The 16,975-nt window shown below is 42.2% G+C and carries 13 protein-coding genes; 2 read left to right on the top strand and 11 right to left on the bottom strand.

Going from position 1 to position 16,975, the window contains the following annotated elements; genetic code table 11:
- Nucleotides 1–11 precede the first annotated feature (11 nt).
- Nucleotides 12–455, bottom strand: coding sequence for a 50S ribosomal protein L13 (gene rplM, locus G5B43_RS06125; RefSeq protein WP_165294080.1), 444 nt, complete (start codon nt 453–455; stop codon nt 12–14).
- Nucleotides 456–594: 139 nt separating this feature from the next.
- On the opposite strand from rplM, the gene G5B43_RS06120 reads away from it, so the two are divergent.
- Nucleotides 595–1,668 carry an SGNH/GDSL hydrolase family protein gene (locus G5B43_RS06120; protein WP_165293824.1) on the top strand — a complete coding sequence of 358 codons (1,074 nt, stop codon included), beginning with the start codon at nt 595–597 and terminating at the stop codon, nt 1,666–1,668.
- A gap of 48 nt (nt 1,669–1,716) precedes the next feature.
- Nucleotides 1,717–2,811 carry an AI-2E family transporter gene (locus tag G5B43_RS06115; protein ID WP_165293823.1) on the top strand — a complete coding sequence of 365 codons (1,095 nt, stop codon included), beginning with the start codon at nt 1,717–1,719 and terminating at the stop codon, nt 2,809–2,811.
- Nucleotides 2,812–2,831: 20 nt separating this feature from the next.
- Here G5B43_RS06115 and G5B43_RS06110 read toward each other — a convergent pair whose 3' ends face one another.
- The 10 genes from G5B43_RS06110 to G5B43_RS06065 all read right to left on the bottom strand — a co-directional run bounded on the left by G5B43_RS06110 (nt 2,832) and on the right by G5B43_RS06065 (nt 16,959).
- Nucleotides 2,832–4,130 carry a bifunctional folylpolyglutamate synthase/dihydrofolate synthase gene (locus tag G5B43_RS06110; protein WP_165293822.1) on the bottom strand — a complete coding sequence of 433 codons (1,299 nt, stop codon included), beginning with the start codon at nt 4,128–4,130 and terminating at the stop codon, nt 2,832–2,834.
- 7 nt (nt 4,131–4,137) lie between these two features.
- Complete coding sequence (locus tag G5B43_RS06105) at nt 4,138–4,959, bottom strand: energy transducer TonB (protein WP_165293821.1); 822 nt, start codon at nt 4,957–4,959, stop codon at nt 4,138–4,140.
- A gap of 108 nt (nt 4,960–5,067) precedes the next feature.
- Nucleotides 5,068–5,475, bottom strand: a complete 408-nt coding sequence (locus G5B43_RS06100) for an ExbD/TolR family protein (RefSeq protein ID WP_165293820.1) — start codon at nt 5,473–5,475, stop codon at nt 5,068–5,070.
- Nucleotides 5,476–5,486: 11 nt separating this feature from the next.
- Nucleotides 5,487–6,179: a MotA/TolQ/ExbB proton channel family protein gene (locus tag G5B43_RS06095; protein ID WP_165293819.1), complete on the bottom strand. Its 693-nt coding sequence runs from the start codon at nt 6,177–6,179 to the stop codon at nt 5,487–5,489.
- 36 nt (nt 6,180–6,215) lie between these two features.
- Nucleotides 6,216–7,301 (bottom strand): hypothetical protein, encoded by a 1,086-nt coding sequence (locus G5B43_RS06090; RefSeq protein ID WP_165293818.1) that lies wholly within the window; start codon nt 7,299–7,301, stop codon nt 6,216–6,218.
- 40 nt (nt 7,302–7,341) lie between these two features.
- Entirely contained in the window at nt 7,342–9,081 is a 1,740-nt protein-coding gene (locus tag G5B43_RS06085; RefSeq protein ID WP_165293817.1) for a TonB-dependent receptor, read from the bottom strand.
- Between the two features lie 15 nt (nt 9,082–9,096).
- Complete coding sequence (locus tag G5B43_RS06080; RefSeq protein ID WP_165293816.1) at nt 9,097–12,126, bottom strand: tetratricopeptide repeat protein; 3,030 nt, start codon at nt 12,124–12,126, stop codon at nt 9,097–9,099.
- Nucleotides 12,127–12,371: 245 nt separating this feature from the next.
- Nucleotides 12,372–13,310, bottom strand: coding sequence for an aspartate carbamoyltransferase catalytic subunit (locus G5B43_RS06075; RefSeq protein WP_165293815.1), 939 nt, complete (start codon nt 13,308–13,310; stop codon nt 12,372–12,374).
- A gap of 22 nt (nt 13,311–13,332) precedes the next feature.
- Nucleotides 13,333–13,878: a bifunctional pyr operon transcriptional regulator/uracil phosphoribosyltransferase PyrR gene (gene pyrR / locus G5B43_RS06070; protein WP_165293814.1), complete on the bottom strand. Its 546-nt coding sequence runs from the start codon at nt 13,876–13,878 to the stop codon at nt 13,333–13,335.
- 51 nt (nt 13,879–13,929) lie between these two features.
- A complete protein-coding gene (locus tag G5B43_RS06065) occupies nt 13,930–16,959 on the bottom strand; it encodes a DUF2723 domain-containing protein (RefSeq protein ID WP_165293813.1) in 3,030 nt (1,009 codons plus the stop codon).
- Nucleotides 16,960–16,975 lie beyond the last annotated feature (16 nt).

The raw sequence follows: 16,975 nt of genomic DNA, 5'->3' as shown, positions 1-16,975 counted from the left end.
GTTTGCTCTCCTTAAAATTTAACTGGTTTCGGTTTTTGTGCCTCATGTTTGTGCTCTGTCCCGGCATAAACATAAAGGTTTTTAAATAATTGACGACCTAAACGGTTTTTAGGCAACATCCCGCGTACTGCTTTTTCAACAAGACGCTCTGGGTGTTTAGCCAATAACTCTTTTGGAGAGATAAAGCGCTGACCACCTGGGTAGCCCGTGTAACGTACGTACACTTTGTCGCTTAACTTGTTTCCAGTCAACTTAATTTTGTCTGCATTGATAACGATCACGTTATCTCCACAGTCTACGTGTGGGGTGAACTCCGGCTTATGCTTGCCACGAATCACTTTCGCAATTTGGCTTGCCAAGCGCCCCAAAATCTCTCCTTCAGCGTCAACAACAATCCACTCCTTGTTAACGGTGTTTTTGTTGGCAGAGACAGTTTTGTAACTTAACGTATTCACTTGCTTTTGCTTAAATAAAATAATTAATAAAATGTTCTTTCCTCTTGTAATCCCTACAATAAGGTCTGCAAAGGTACAATAATGGATTTGAAAATACAAAACATTTTATCTAAGTTTGGAAAAACCTCTTTGATACTATATGCAAACGAAGTACCTTCTTATTATTATTGGGTTGTTAAGCAACTTTATAGGCGTAAAGGCCCAACAAATCATTCCGTCATCCAAACTTACTATTCAAGGCCGGGCATTTGCAAAAGGTCCTGACTTTCATAGGATAGACACCACGAAATATCATGATCTCCCCCCGGCAGTAAAGAAATTATATACACATTCGGCGGGTCTGTTTGTCACGTTCCATACCAACAGCACCAAGCTTTCCATCGACTGGGAAACGGCTGATGCTACGTTAGGTAATAACTCTACTCCCATCATGTCTCGTGGTTTTGATGCGTATGTGAAAGAACCTGATGGCTGGCGTTTTGCTGGCGTAGCACGTCCTCATCTAAAGAATGCAGAAAGCAGTTTTACTATGGTAGAGAATATGGAGAAAACAGAAAAAGAATTTCTCCTCTATTTTCCACTTTATAAAGAACTCCGCTCATTTCAGTTACAAATAGATGAGGGAGCAACATTCACCCCAACTGTACAGCAGTACGATAAAAAAATAATTGTGTACGGTTCTAGCATCGTCCACGGTGCATCAGCCAGTCGCCCGGGTTTGGCATATCCCGCTAAGATTTCCCGCAACATCAATGCCGATGTCATCAATATGGGGGTTAGCGGAAATGCGCGTATGGAGCTTACTGTTGCGCAAATGATAAACGATATGGAAGATGTTGATCTCATTATTATGGACTGTGTGCCGAACTGTTCGCCGGAACAGGTTACCGAGCGTACTTTTGCTTTTGTACAGGAACTTCGGAAAGTACATTCGGATACACCTATCTTGATGATGGAAAGTATCATTAGACAAATAGGAAACTATAATCAGGAGTGGAAGAAAAAACGGCATGAACAAAATGTCAACTTCAGGACCGAATACGATCGTTTACAGGCGGCAGGTTATAAAAATCTATTCTATCTTCCAGCTGATCATCTGATCGGCGACGACTATGAAGGCACTGTGGACGGTACGCATCCGACGGATGTAGGTTTTGAACGTATGGTAAAAATTATTCAACCGGCAATAGAAAAAATATTGGATCTCAGATAGATGAAAACTAACGCTAATTATGTATTTTGTACGGTATAGCGACAGGTGATGAAATACAAACAAATTAATAACAACTCCATCAATCAGATTATGTTGATCATTATCATTGTATTGATATTGATCCTCGTTTTTAGTAATCTATCCTACTATTTACCTGGTTTTTTAGGTGCCATTACGCTTTACATACTATTCCGTAAGTCCTATTTCCATCTCACAGACGTTCGCGGTTGGAAAAAATCATTGACCAGTATCTTTTTTATCGTGCTTTCGATTGTGTTTATCGTATTGCCCCTTTGGGCACTTATCGATTATCTGATTGCACAGCTCAACAGTTTTCTGGGTAATCGTGATGAGATTATTGAGAAATTTAACATGTTAAAGGAATACATGGCTGATAAACCTCTTTTAAGGGATATCGACATGTCAGATGCGGCTTTATTAGCTTTTTTGCAAAATCTGACACGCTATGTACCTAGCATCTTAAATTCTGTTGCTGAAGTCGCGGTCAATATTATCGTGACACTTTTTGTCCTATATTTTATGCAGGTACATGCAAAAAAGATGGAGGTCACGATTTATCGTGCTATTCCGTTCAGCCGCATGAGTAAGCAGGAGATATGGGACAAAGTAAATATGATGGTCCGTTCAAATGCGCTAGGCATCCCTATACTTGGATTTTTCCAAGGTGTGGTTGCCATGATAGGATATTGGATTTTTGGAGTCGAAAGCTATATCTTGCTTGGGCTATTGACGGGTATAGCATCTATCATCCCTATTTTGGGCACCATGACTATCTATGTTCCCATCTGCCTCATTTCGTTCGCAACAGGTTCTCTTGGAAATGCTATTGGTCTGACCCTTTACTGCTTCTTTTTGGTAGGCGGCATCGACAACATTCTACGCTTTACCATTTTAAAAACCATCGGAAATGTCCCACCGATGATCACCGTATTTGGAGTCTTACTAGGTTTAAATCTCTTTGGTATGCTTGGGCTTATCTTTGGCCCTCTGATCCTCTCTTCCATTGGGGTACTGGTCAAAGTATACAGCAATGAATATGGTAAAGGCATTGTGCGAGATTATAGACGTTCACGTATCCCAAAACAAAACGATTCGCCCCCGATAAATACAGACGAGAAATAATTACATGATTGTGAAAACAGCTAATCTTTCAACACATCCGCGACCACAAAATTGCTTCCCCCAACAAAAATTAAGTCGCCTTCCTGATATGCTTCTTTTGCTGAAGCCAGCGCGTTATTTACTGATGGATAAGTATCTCCAGCCAAACCATATCGTTCTGCTTTAATTTTCAATTCATCCGCAGGTAGCGCGCGCGGCATATCTGGGCTACAGAAATAATAAATTGCCTCCTTGGGGAGCTGGGGAAGCATGTGGCTTAGGTCTTTATCACGCATAGCCCCCATAACTACATGTAAATTATGATGTACCGTTGCCCGGATGTTAGCCATCACTTCGCGAATGCCATCTTCATTATGCCCCGTGTCACATATGATCAGCGGATCCATTGACAGCGTCTGCCATCTTCCTTGTAGCCCCGTATTCTGCTCGACAAGGGCGAGCCCTTCACACAACTGCTCTTCTCCAATCGCCCATCCTCGTTTCCTCAGTTCATCCAACGCGGTCAGTACGCCTAGGATATTCTTTTGTTGATAGCGCCCCCCCAGGCCAATATATACTTCTTTAGTCAGGTGATGTACGTTATCCGCAATCTTCAATGTTAGGCCTTTACCGCTACGCTCACAAGATCGCACTGCTAATTCCGTTGAAGCAAAACGTATTGGAGCGTTCATTTGGCGAGCTTTCTGTTCAAAGACATGCGCTATCGTTTCGTCCCGTTCCGATAAGACGACCGGCACTTGCGGTTTGATGATGCCGGCTTTTTCGCTCGCTATCTCCGTCAATGTATTTCCGAGCAAATCGGTATGATCCATACCGATATTAGTGATCAAACATAACTCTGGAAGCAAAATATTGGTACTGTCTAGTCTCCCTCCTAATCCTACTTCGACGACAGCGACGTCTACCTGCTCCCCTGCAAAGTAATCGAACGCCATAGCCACGGTCATCTCGAAAAAAGAAGGTTGTATTTCTTCAATCAGGGCACGATGTCGATTAACAAAATTTATCACGTTTTTTTGCGGAATCATCTCCCCGCTTATACGGATACGTTCCCTAAAATCAACAAGATGGGGCGATGTATATAATCCTGTTTTGTACCCAGCAGAAGCCAAAACAGAAGCCAATAGATGAGATGTAGAACCTTTTCCGTTTGTTCCGGCGACATGAATAGATTTAAATTGTCTATGCGGATTTCCCAATGCCTGGCAAAAACGCACAGTATTATCCATATCTTTCTTGATGGCGCTTGCGCCATCACGGGTAAACATGGGTAACCGAGCAAATAGGTACTCGATTACCTCATCATACGTTTTTATCATGGAAAGACTACCTTAACTTGAAGTTGAAAACGATGATCCCAGTTTGAGATTCGGGAGCATTAGGCAATTGGTTTAAACGCGCTGCCATCATCGCACGTTCACACTTCTCCAATAGCGTACGGCTTGATATTGTTGTTCCTCTTACGCCCGCCCGAGCATGCGTAACCACACCATTTTTGTTTACTCTAAATTCTACCGCTACCCGACCGGCCTGTTGGCCATTGTCGTCTATGTTAGGTGGTACTTCAAACCGTCTATTGGCGATTGACAACATCATATTTCCATCTCCAGAGCCTCCGTCACCATAATTACTTGCCAACGGGTCACCGAGATTACTACCTTGATTTCCAGCTGTGGCTCCAGTTCCGTCACCTCGGCCTGTAGCATTATTTTGCTTACCTTTATATAACGCATTCGGATTTACTGCAGGCTTGGACTCTTTCTTTTCCGGTGTAGCAACATCTGCATTTGCCTGTACTGGCTTTTCCTGTTTCGGCACTGCTGGTGCATCATCCATATCCTGCGTAGCGACCACTTTATCTGTCACCTGTTGCGATGGTGTCGGCACTGGGGTCGTATTCGGATCGATTTTATCGGGTTGCACATTATTGGCCTCTTCACTCATCGATGGCTCATCGACACGCATATAATCATCTCCCATCCCTTCGTCGGAGGTACCATAATTAACAATGATTCCTCCCATACCATAACGTGGAACATCCCCCCCAAAAACGATGAAGAAACCAATCAACACGAATAAGCCCATCACTGCGGTCGATAAACCGAGTGCTTTAGGCATGTTATTTTCCTCTTGTGAATGATAGTACATGTCTATTTCATCTATTTATTTTTTCTTTCAGTGGCTGATGAACACTATCCCAATAAATCGAGATAGGTTTCATACCCTTTGACCATCTGATTGCCAAATCGTTTAATCCTAATCTTTCTTCGGCTCCGTTGCCAAAACCATCCTTACGCGATTTCTATTCGCTATATCCATTACAGAGATGACATTTTGGATAGGCACAGCACTATCTGCATACAGCATGATCGTCAATTCTTCGCCACTCGCTATATTCGACTGAATAAGAGGTTCCAATTGCTCTAAACTGACCGGCTGTTTATCCACATGGTAAGTCAAGTCTGACGTAATCGAAACAGTCATGGTCTTTTTTGCTACGGATTGCTCGCCTGCACTAGACTTCGGCAACAACAATTTGACCACCTGCGGGTTTGCCACAGCAGAAGCCAACAAAAAGAACAACATCAAGAAAAACATGATATCGTTTAGTGCCGCTGTGTGCACCTCCGCTGTGGGCTTATGTCGTCTATTTCTTAAATTCATTGTACAAAGTTTTACGTTCCCGGCTCATCCAATAAATCGATAAACTCCACGGCTTCAGTTTCCATACGAAGAATCAATCGCTCTACCATCATATTCAACGCGTGATAACCGATATACGCCAAGATACCTACCGTCAATCCACTGGCCGACGCAATCATCTTCACGTAAAGACCACCCGAAACTGTACCAATGTCTATACCACCAGCCATTTCTACTTCACGAAAAATCTGAATAACCCCAAAAATTGTTCCGACGAAGCCCATCATGGGAGCGATACCCGCCACAATACCCAAAACATTGATATTTTTTTCCAATTTGGAAACTTCCAGTTTACCTGCATTTTCTATGGCTCCCTCGATATCTTTAATCGGTCTCCCTACGCGAGCCAACCCTTTTTGTAACATCCGGCCCAAAGCGGAATTACTCGAACGACATACAGCAATTGCAGCATCCAAGCGGCCAGACATCACATTACTCTTCACCTGTGACATTAAACCCGTGTCAGATTTTGTCGCTTTCCTAATCGTTATATACCGTTCAAAGAAAATAACCAACGCGAGAAATAAAAGAAACGTGATGGGAATCATGATCCATCCTCCTTTCATTAACATCTGAATCATGTTTAGGTTCTCTTCTGCCGTTGCTAACTCTAGTGTCTGCTGTTGAACTGTGTTCAACGAATCCATACCTTGCATAAATGACATTGTCTTTTGTAATATTTGTTATAGGGTTTATTTACTTTATTTAATCTTATCCGGCCAAGCATCCCTTATATGATGCCTTTGTACGTATTTTAGTGCCGAATCCACCTCCTGTTTTGTTTCATAAGAATCCCAAATTACTTTCTTTCGATTCTTTGCCAAGTTACTCGGAATGACCCTTACCCGAGAGAACCCGGCTTTATTATAGGATTCAGCCTGTTCGTAAGCTTGTGCCAATGTTTTATGTGAACCAATTACAATCTGCCACATATGGTGCTCGGGAACCAAAGGCTCTTTCTCTATTGCTTTTAATCCGGCACTATCAACAGGATGTTGTGCCAACGAATCAGTGATCTTCGTAGAATCTCCCACGATAGAAGGCGCAGTCGTGTCTTGCCTATTCGGATTCGAATCCACGGTCGCCACCACAGACGTCTGTTTCGACGTTGCTGCCTGTTGGCTTTGATTTGCTAAATACAACGCTACCATAATCCCCAAGGCGATCAATACAATGACGACGTACCATATCGTGTTACTGCGTGATACTGGCATCTCTTCTTCGTCACCAACAGCTGGTTCCACAATATCTGCAGCGACGGGTTGTTCTATTTCAGCTGTTCGTGGTACTTCCTCCTGCGGTTCATCAACCTCAAGAGGAATCTCATCCTCTACAGGTTTTACTACCTCCCGTTGCTCTGGCTCAAGTGTATCCTCTTTAGTAGATTGCGGTTGTCCCGCTACCGCTTCTATAGGCTGATAATGGAAGCCCGATAGATCCAACGCTTTGAATACATAACTATCGCCATAGCTTACCAAATGACCCAAGTCGTCTAGCTTCGCCTGACCATCTTCTTGTACACGACGAAGCAAATCTGCCACTTGTAACGCTACCGCTTCCTTGGCTTCCTTCCGATCGGTAAGCTGGAGTTGCTGTATATATTGGATAAAATCGTACCCCTGCTTACTTGTTCTATCGAAATCAATATAGGTAATAGGAGGAAGATAAACATTCCGCTTCTCATCATACGTTGCAGGCGTATGATTCCGCCTAAAGGTGCCCAACCCCTCTACATGTACCTCAGGTTGCCTTTTTAACAGATTATAAACGTTTTTACCTAAATTCATCCTATTTTCTATTAACTTACAAAGTTATAATGTTCTGTGATTAAAATGAAAAATTTACCCCCCCGAGGATGTTAAATCCGAGTTTCGGATAATATAAATATGTTTGGTATTCTGTATTGAAAATATTGTTTGCTTTAACGAATAGCCCCAGTTGCTTAGTCGCCTTATACTCTGCTCCTGCACTCAAATCAAAAAAGGAAGGTACTTCTTTTCTATAGTAATCATCTGCCGATATTACGCCTCCCGTGGTTGCATCATAATCAAAGGCTTTCCCATAGGAGACCCCATGGAACAATGCCTCTGCGTCTATATACAATTTTTCAGAAATATTAAAGCGTGCATTTGCTGCTAAACGTAGTTTTGGTGTATGCCAAGCTTCCTCTTGCTGCGCTGTTGTATACTGGTCAATATTCAAGCGACCGCCCAAATTCACCAATTCGGAAAGGCGAACGTTTAGTTCTCCTTCTATACCCACATGTTTTACTGCTTTATCGCCATTGCCATCATATACCAAATCAAACTGGAAAGGTCTCTCCGTATTGTTCACGAACAATGGCATACCTTCCAATTGCCGGTATATGGCTTTCACTTTATAACCGAATGTTGCTCCTGCATTACCTTTAATACCTCCAAAAACGTGTAAACGCTCTACCATATTCTGGATAGCAGGGTTAGGGCCTAAGAACGGGTTCTGTCTGGCAAATTCACGATAAGATGCTTTTTTCACACCACCGTTCACTCCTCCAAAAATATGGAAGTATTCCGGCGCCAGAGCAAAGTCCACTTCCGCAGAAGGGAAAATGTTGAAGCTCGTACTATCTCCGAACTCCGGGATAAAGTTAGCCCCTAATGTAATAGCGTAGTTATCTCCTTTAAAACGGATATACGGATTTAAAATGGCCAGCGAGTTCTTTGTTCGTCCACCATTAGCTACATTGTTGGTTCCATCCACACTGTTTATGTCCACACTCACATTTGCGCCAACATTAAAAGCATTCACGCGCTTATTTAAATATGCGGATAGCGCGACAGATGTTTCTTTCGCATCAAACTTGTCACTGAACGAGTAAGCGTCCAACTTTGTGGAATAGCTAAGCGCTTCGTCATCGTTCGGATCGTAGTTACTTGTCAGCTCGCCGGTAAAATAAATATCGTTAAATGCCTGACTCTCGAGTGACGGATTTAAAATCGTCATACCATCGTCCGCCAACGGTATCCCATAAAAGTTGGTAGCATAACGGTTATAGCCTACTAAACCATCTACTGTAAATAATGGTAAAATCCGTCTGCCGAATACACCCACTTCCTGACGTGAAAACTTCTGTCCTTCCAGACTTCCTTTTTGACTTAAATGTTTTAGGAATCCACCTACCTGCATATCCTCATACTCATCATACGAGAAATACCCCTCGCCTAAGATCGTATTGAAATTCCCTAAACCAAACTTCACGTAATTGCTTTGTAGGTTTTGCGCTTGTGAGAAGGGCGTTTCCTGCACATCCAGTTCTTTTAATCCTGTATTGATATCCAACTTTTTGTCCGGTATATTTCCGTAGGACAGTTTTGGCATGTAACTGCGCTTGTTTGTCATATCTGGACTGCGGCGAATCTTAACCGCATCTGCAAGAATAGGTCTATAGTCACGGACGATGTCAAAAGAATCGATCGTTACCGGTCTATCCGGAACGGTATCCCGCTGCTGTGCATATCCCTCCACACCTATACCAAGTAACAACGCCATGATAGCGTAATTCTTAAATACTGTTTTATGCTTCATCATTCTTCCTATTCTTACTTATTTCAATTTTTGTAAACGGGACGTAGCTTCTTTCAGCACATCATCCTCTTCATTATCATAATTGTCTATTACACTTTCCAATGTTGATTTGGCTTGGAAGGTATCGCCTTTCCCGGCATAGGCATCGGCCATAAGAATAAATCCTTTAGCCACCCAATAGTCGTACGAAGAAAAAGTATTGGAGATATCAAATGCTGACTCAATCGCTTTGTCGTATTGCTTCGCTTTCAATTGTTGCTCTGCCACAAGGTATCTGGCTTCCGCACCGGTAATCGTATTACTCTTCAATGCCGCTAGGTTAAATTCTTTCAACGCTTCTGCTGGCTTATTGGTCGCCACATATGCTTTACCGGAATAAAGATGTGCAAGCGCGATATCTTCTTCGGAAGATTTATCATGCTCTTTTACCAATTTAGCGTAGGTCTGTGTCTCTACGTAATCCCCTATATTATAGTAGGCGATCAACTGATTTTTGATCGCAAAACCATAATTCGACTTATACTCGGAAGTCAATTCTAGTTTTCGCAATACCTGCACGGCCTCATTGTACGCTTTTTTGTTTAGATGTAATTTAGCAACACTAACCAACGTTTGTTCGGTATAGGCACTTGTCCAATCGTTCATGATAATATTAAAATCATGGAGAGCTTCATTGTCCTTACCTAATCGCGCATAACTTTCTCCTCGGATAAAGCGAGCATGTTTTTCCTGGATTGGTTTCGGAAATTTATCAAAATAAGCGTTGGTTGCTTCGACTGCTCCTTGATAGTTACCTCTATCGAATAATGTCTTTGCTACACTAAACGTATGTGCATCTTGTTCCGCAGTACTCAAATCACCGATATTGGTACTCGTTGCATAACGGATATATCCCGTTGCATCTCCTTTATCTAGGTAAATATTCTCGATAGAACGCATGGCCTGCTGAGCTTCATCGGTTATAGCATATTGATCAACTACACGTTGGAAGGTCTTTAACGCCGCGTCGTTATCATTTTTGTTATATTGTACCAATCCAATTGTCACGAGTGCGCGCGGCACATAACTACTACGCGGGTAATCTTCCACCATCTTCTGTAGCCCATCAATAGCACGGTCATGATCTCCCATTAAGAAATAGGTATAGGGAATCTCAAAGGCCACATCATCTGCATAATTTGATTTTGGATACTTTGCTACAACTGAATTTAATGTAGCGATTTTTGAATTGTTATCTCCTTGTAGCCCCTGTATAATCCCTCTTTGGAACAATGCGTAATCTTGGCTTGCCGCATTCGAGCTAATCAGCCGATTATAATACTCCATAGCTCTACCGTAGTTTTTCATACCGAAATAAGAGTCTGCTAAACGAGCAATGGCATCGTTGCGCGTATTTAATTCGATTCCTCCTTTACTACCTGTTGCCAAAAAGCGCTCAAAATAGTTCGCTGCTGTATTATAACGATCGTTACGGAATGCCGCATAAGCTAAAGCATAGTTAGCATAACTATAGACGTCTGTTTTACGCGCTGCCGGCAGTTGCATGAACTTGTTAAAATTGACCACCGCCTCGCCATATTTGCGTACCTCATACATCGCTTCGGCTTTCCAATACAACGCTAATGCGTATATCTCCTCATCATACCGATGGGCTTCAGAGCGCATAAACATAGAGATCGCGTTCTCAAAAGCGCGTTCATTATAGAATTCCAGTCCACGATAATAAGTTACTTTTTGGTAAGCGGCATTAGCCTCCCGACCACGCTTTCCGATGCCTTCCAAAATATCGACCGCAGCACGGTAGTTTTTTGTACTTAATAACACCTCTGCCAATAAGGTTTTTGCTTCTTCCAAACGAGTTGAACGTGGGTACGTATCTAAATATTCCTGCGTCGCGTCCAATGCTACCTGATGAAACTCCAACTCGTAAGAAAGCTTCGCGTAATTAAAAAGACCTTCTTCTTTAAGCTCTGGGTCAAAATCCAATTTTGAAGCCCTAAAGAAAGCGTTACGTGCACTTTGTTTATTTCCGGTTTTCAAAAAAGCATCCCCCAGCGTAATCATCGCGCTCTGGTAATAGGCATCCGGCTCGCTCAACTTTTCCAATTCACTGATGGCTTTATCGTAGTCCTTCAGTCTATAAGCAATATAACCTATCTGATAGCTGTCTTGATTGTTCTGTGTTTTACCTTGATCTTGCGCTTGAAATTTATCGTAATAATTTTTTGATTTTTCTAAATCTCCTTTAATGAAATAAGTCGCCGCCACAATACGGAAGAGTTCCGTTTCGTTCTCTTGCTTGGTACGGTCCAAAATAGGCAAAGCGTAGTTCAATACATCATCATAGCGCTTATCCAAAAAGTAAAGAGCCGTAATATAATAAGGATAGCTATTCTCGTAAGTTTTCGAACCCTCAAGTCGTTCAAACTCATTTAATGCTGTTTTGTATTCAGCGTCCAAATAGCTCAAATAGGCATAGTAGTAAATAGATGCTTCCTGATATGGACCACTTTCATCCTTCAATCGCTCAAATAGTGGCTTGGAGGCTTCGTAGTCATTCGTCATAAATTTCGCATAAGCCAATTTAAAACGATATTCAACGTTTTCCGCTCCCGCAAGATTCTTGCTATCAATCTTCTCAAACCACTCGATGGCCTTCGTGTAGTCTTTCTTCGCGTAATATGACCGTCCTATCTGAAAATAGGCAGCTTTCGAATTGGCGCTAGCCGGATAATCTTTAATATATTTCAAGAAACGGGATTCGGCGTTGGTATCGCCTAACTCCAGTGCACAGATAGCCTGATAAAAACGAACATTTTCTTTGATCAGGGTAAGTTCTTCCGTTTCGTCCAGTTGCAAGGTAGATTTAGTCCGGATGTCTTCGAACCGATCAAATTGCTTTGCAGCGGAGCTAAATTTCCCTCTTTCAAACAACTCCATTCCGGATTTGTATGCATTGTTTATCTGTTGCCAGGCCGTTTGTTGTCCAAACGCTGTGGTTCCCATTAAACTCAATGCCACTCCTACACCATAAATTTTCTTATTCATACTGATGAATTATTCAACAACTAAATCTTCGCATTATACATGAAAACGCCTCACCTCAAGGCTCAATTCTTCAGGATACTAAATTATAACTAAACTTTCACGTTTTCCTCAAAAGTTCTTAACATCTGTTGGTAACCATGCATTTATAACGAACTTTTTACCCAAAAAATATGCCCGGCTTCTAAAAGTCGGGCATATTTTTATTTTTTATATTTTGGTCAAACTTAAAGGCAGACCTTTACACCTTACCCCCGTTGGCCTGCAAGGAGATATAGCACAGCCATGCGTACGGCCACACCGTTTTCCACCTGCTCCAAGATAATGGAATGTTTACTATCTGCTACATCTGATGTAATCTCCACTCCCCGATTGATGGGACCGGGATGCATAATGGTAATTTCCTTGTCTAAGGAGTCCAATATATCTTTATTGAGTCCGTAAAGCATGGAATATTCACGCAAAGAGGGAAAATAACCTATATCCTGCCGTTCAAGCTGGATGCGTAACATATTAGCTACGTCACACCACTGTAAAGCCTTGCGCAGATTATGTTCCACTTTGACGCCAAGTGAGCTGATGTATTTCGGAATTAGGGTCGTTGGCCCACAAACCATGACCTCCGCTCCCTGCTTTTGCAAGCAGAGGATATTCGATAATGCAACACGTGAATGCAATATATCGCCGATGATGGCCACTTTTCGTCCGGCGACATCGCCAAACCGTTCCCGAATAGAAAAAGAATCGAGCAACGCTTGTGTAGGATGTTCGTGAGCGCCATCTCCAGCATTGACAATCTGGGCATCAATATGTTTACTTAAGAAAATACCAGCACCGGCATACGGATGGCGCATGACAATCATATCGACTTTCATAGCCAAAATATTATTGACCGTATCAATCAGAGTTTCACCTTTGCTTACAGACGAAGAAGAAGCTGCAAAATTGATGGTATCGGCCGAAAGGCGTTTTTCCGCCAGTTCAAATGACAATCGTGTACGCGTAGAATTTTCGAAAAAGACATTTGCTATGGTTATATCCCGTAGGGAAGGTACTTTCTTTATAGGGCGATTCAATACTTCCTTAAAATTTGCCGCTGTATCTAGGATAAGTTGAATGTCGTTTTCATTCAGATCCTTTATTCCTAGAAGATGTCTTGTACTTAGCTGCTCTATTGTCGTTGACATGTTGTGAAAATTTTCTTTCGCTTTATTTCTTTTCCGTAATCAGCACAATGCTATCTGCATCGTCAATATCCTGCCAGCTCACGATCACTTTTTGTGAATCTATGGAATCCACTTGTATACCGATATAGTCAGGTTGAATAGGTATTTGACGGGAAAAACGACGATCGACAAGCACCAGGAGTTCCATTTTCCCCGGTCTACCAAAAGCCTGTATGGCATCCATAGCGGAACGGATAGTCCGTCCAGTCCACAGCACATCGTCAATCAAAATAACGTTTTTATCATCCACCATAAAGTCGATATCCGTACTGTTTGCTGCCAACGGATTAGCACCTTTCATCCGAAAGTCGTCCCGGTAAAACGTAATATCCAAAACACCCAACTGCACCTCCACACCGGTCATTGTTTTAAGTTCCTTTTGGATACGTTTTGCCAGATAAGTGCCACGTGGTTGAATCCCCATGAGTACGGCATTAGAAAAATCGCCATGATTCTCAATCAGTTGTTGGCAAAGACGCTTAATTGTTATCTGAAATTTGGCTCCTTCTAATAAAATGGATTGTTTCATCACGGGAATATTTAAGCAAAAATAACGTATTTTTTTGGGCTTTTCCTGTTTTTATTCACCTGCTTGTTCAAAATAGTGTCTATACGAATTATATAATCCATCAATTTGCTTTTGCAACTCGGGCTGATTAACCTCATCCAACAATTGTTTGTACCGCTGGATCGATGCCAAACCGAACCGCATATTTTGGTATTCTACATTTGATTTCGTTTGTGCTACTGCTTCGTAATAGGTCATGTTCTCTCGGATAAATGTTAAGTTCCGTTGTGTAATTTCGTTTGCCTTCGCGGTTTCGCCTACATCATACATTGCCCCCAACAGCGGAACATAGCCCATCACCTCCGACATGAGAAAAGCCCTTTTTGGCATATTCTCATACGCGTCCAACACCAATTTCTTCGCTTTATCCGTTTCTCCTGCGGACAGCAACTGTTGCGCTGATTGACCATATATCGATCCTACATACATACTAATGTAGCGATAGGAATCGGGATCTATATAGGACGCGTTGCCAATATTCCCCCATGAAAATTTATTCATCACATTGTCGTAGATTTGATCGACGTTCTCGATTGTAGAAGGATCTCCTTCCTTCAGTCCGAAATCAACTGGCATCAAACGATAAGCAAAACCTTCGTTTACCAAATACCTATCCAACCCCATATAGTTACTTTCTGGAGTCGTAATCGTATAATATATCGGACGTTCCCAATTATTGTTCGCCAGAATTGCTAACATAGAAAGCTCCGCACGACTCACATGATTTTGACTATAAGTCCAACGCATGGTATCCACGATAGCGGACTCCCATTCTTTAGGAACAACATGATTTGCCAGTATCGCTTGTTTATCTACCGCCAATTCCATTTTTTTAGTTGGCAGCACATTAACAAACTCACCACTCTGTAGCTGCGCTTTATTCTGTGGATTATCGGACAACATCACCTTCAAGAGATCTTGCACTGGAATGTATCCCGGAATATTATAATCCTGATAATAAATCACATCGCGTACGCCGTCTTTAATCAATTCTGGATCGATATTAATCGGCAATGCATCAGCATCATTGACTTTCTTCATCATCTGTCTCATATACCAATCGGCGCTAAGCAGACTCAAATTGACTACACGAACGTCTGTACGGAAGCCTTCAACCTCCTGCACATACCATAGTGGATAAGTATCGTTGTCACCGTAACTGAACAAGATCGCATTGGGCGCACAGGATTCCAAATAATTTCGAGCCATATCGCGAGCCAAAGACTTTTCCGAACGGTTGTGATCGTTATAATTCTGGGCAATTAGGATAACGGGGCCTGCCAATATGCCGACAATCGCGGCAACATACCCTGCAACCTTGACATTTACCTTCTTGCGGAGAAAATCGGTAATCGCCATGACGCCTAATCCCATCCAGATACTGAAAGCGTAAAACGAGCCGGCATAAGCATAATCTCGTTCACGCGGCTGCAGCGGGTTTTGGTTCAAGTACAGCACAATGGCGATACCCGTAAAGAAAAACAATAGACCAACTACACCTGCATCGCGCTGTCGCTTACCAAAATGCCAAAAAGCTCCCAATAACCCCAAGATAAGTGGAAGGAAAAAATAGGTATTGCGAGATGGATCTGTTCTAGTTGAGGTCGGCAAGACATCTTGCCCACCAACCAACACATTATCAACGGGTTTAATCCCACTTATCCAATTTCCTTCGGTAAAAGAGCCATGTCCTTGTTGGTCATTTTGACGGCCGGCAAAATTCCATAGAAAATAACGTCCATACATATGCCCTATTTGATAACCAAAGAAGAACTTTAAGTTATCGGCAAACGTCGGTGTTTCATTCGGCCCTAATCCCAAATATTCCCTATAATATTGTGGGTGGCCACCTTTATCACTGTAAATTCGGGGAAATATCGTTTCTCTATCGTAACTATATACCGGATTACGTTTGGCGACCACATATTTATTTCCGTCCTTGCGGTATACTTTCTTTCCATCTTCTATATTTGTAAGCCGAGCATCAAAAAACTTCCCTTTAAAAAGAGGTTCATCCCCGTATTGTTCTCTGTTCAAATAACTGAGAAATGAAAATGCATTGTCTGGATCACTATTGTTTAACGTAGGATCAGCTTTTGCGCGGATCATAATCATAGCGAAAGAACTGTATCCTAAAATAATAAAAGCCGTACTAATCATAGCTATATTCAAGACGTACCTCTTCTTTTGAATGGAATAATAGACACCGTAGATCAATCCGCCAACAAGTAGTATGATAAAGAAAGCAAGTCCGGATCCAAAACCTAAGCCTAGCGTGTTCACAAAAAACAAATCAAAATACGCCGCAATCTTAACGGAATATTGAATAACACCCCAAAGGATAAAACCTAATACAACGACCCCTATAGCCAATGCCTTTAAAATTCCCGCTCCGGTACTTTGCTTCGTTTTACGGAAATAAACAACCAAGGCGATAGCAGGGATAACCAACAAGTTCAGCAAATGCACACCGATAGATAATCCCATCACATACGCGATGAGGATGAGCCATTTATCAGCCTGGGCTTCATCTGCCCGTGCTTCCCATTTCAATATAGCCCAGAATACAACAGCAGTGCAGAGTGAAGACATTGCATAGACCTCCGATTCTACTGCGGAAAACCAAAATGTATCCGTAAAGGCGTATGCCAACGAACCCACCACACCGGACGCCATGATCAAAAACAGTTGAGGCTGACTAACTTCAGCATCGCGAGAAGTCCCGACGAATACTTTCCGAGCCAACGCTGTAATTGTCCAAAACAGAAAGAGAATTGTCAAACCACTACAGACAACTGAGCCTATATTCATCCAAAAAGCAATCTTGGTGGTATCACCCATCGCCAAATTGGAGAAAATATTTTGTATCATCAGAAAAAGCGGTGCTCCTGGCTGGTGCACAATCTGCATTTTATAAGCGGATGCAATAAATTCGCCACAATCCCACCAACTCACTGTACGCTCTACCGTCATGACATACACTGCTGTCGCAATGATCGCACATATCCATCCCAAAAGGTTATTAATCTTCTTGTAATCCATTCTATACTAGATAAGG

The organism is Sphingobacterium sp. SGR-19 (assembly GCF_011043555.1).
Taxonomy (GTDB): Bacteria; Bacteroidota; Bacteroidia; order Sphingobacteriales; family Sphingobacteriaceae; genus Sphingobacterium.
The sequence above is the reverse complement of the archived record's forward strand: the minus strand, read 5'-3'. Positions and strand labels throughout refer to the sequence as shown.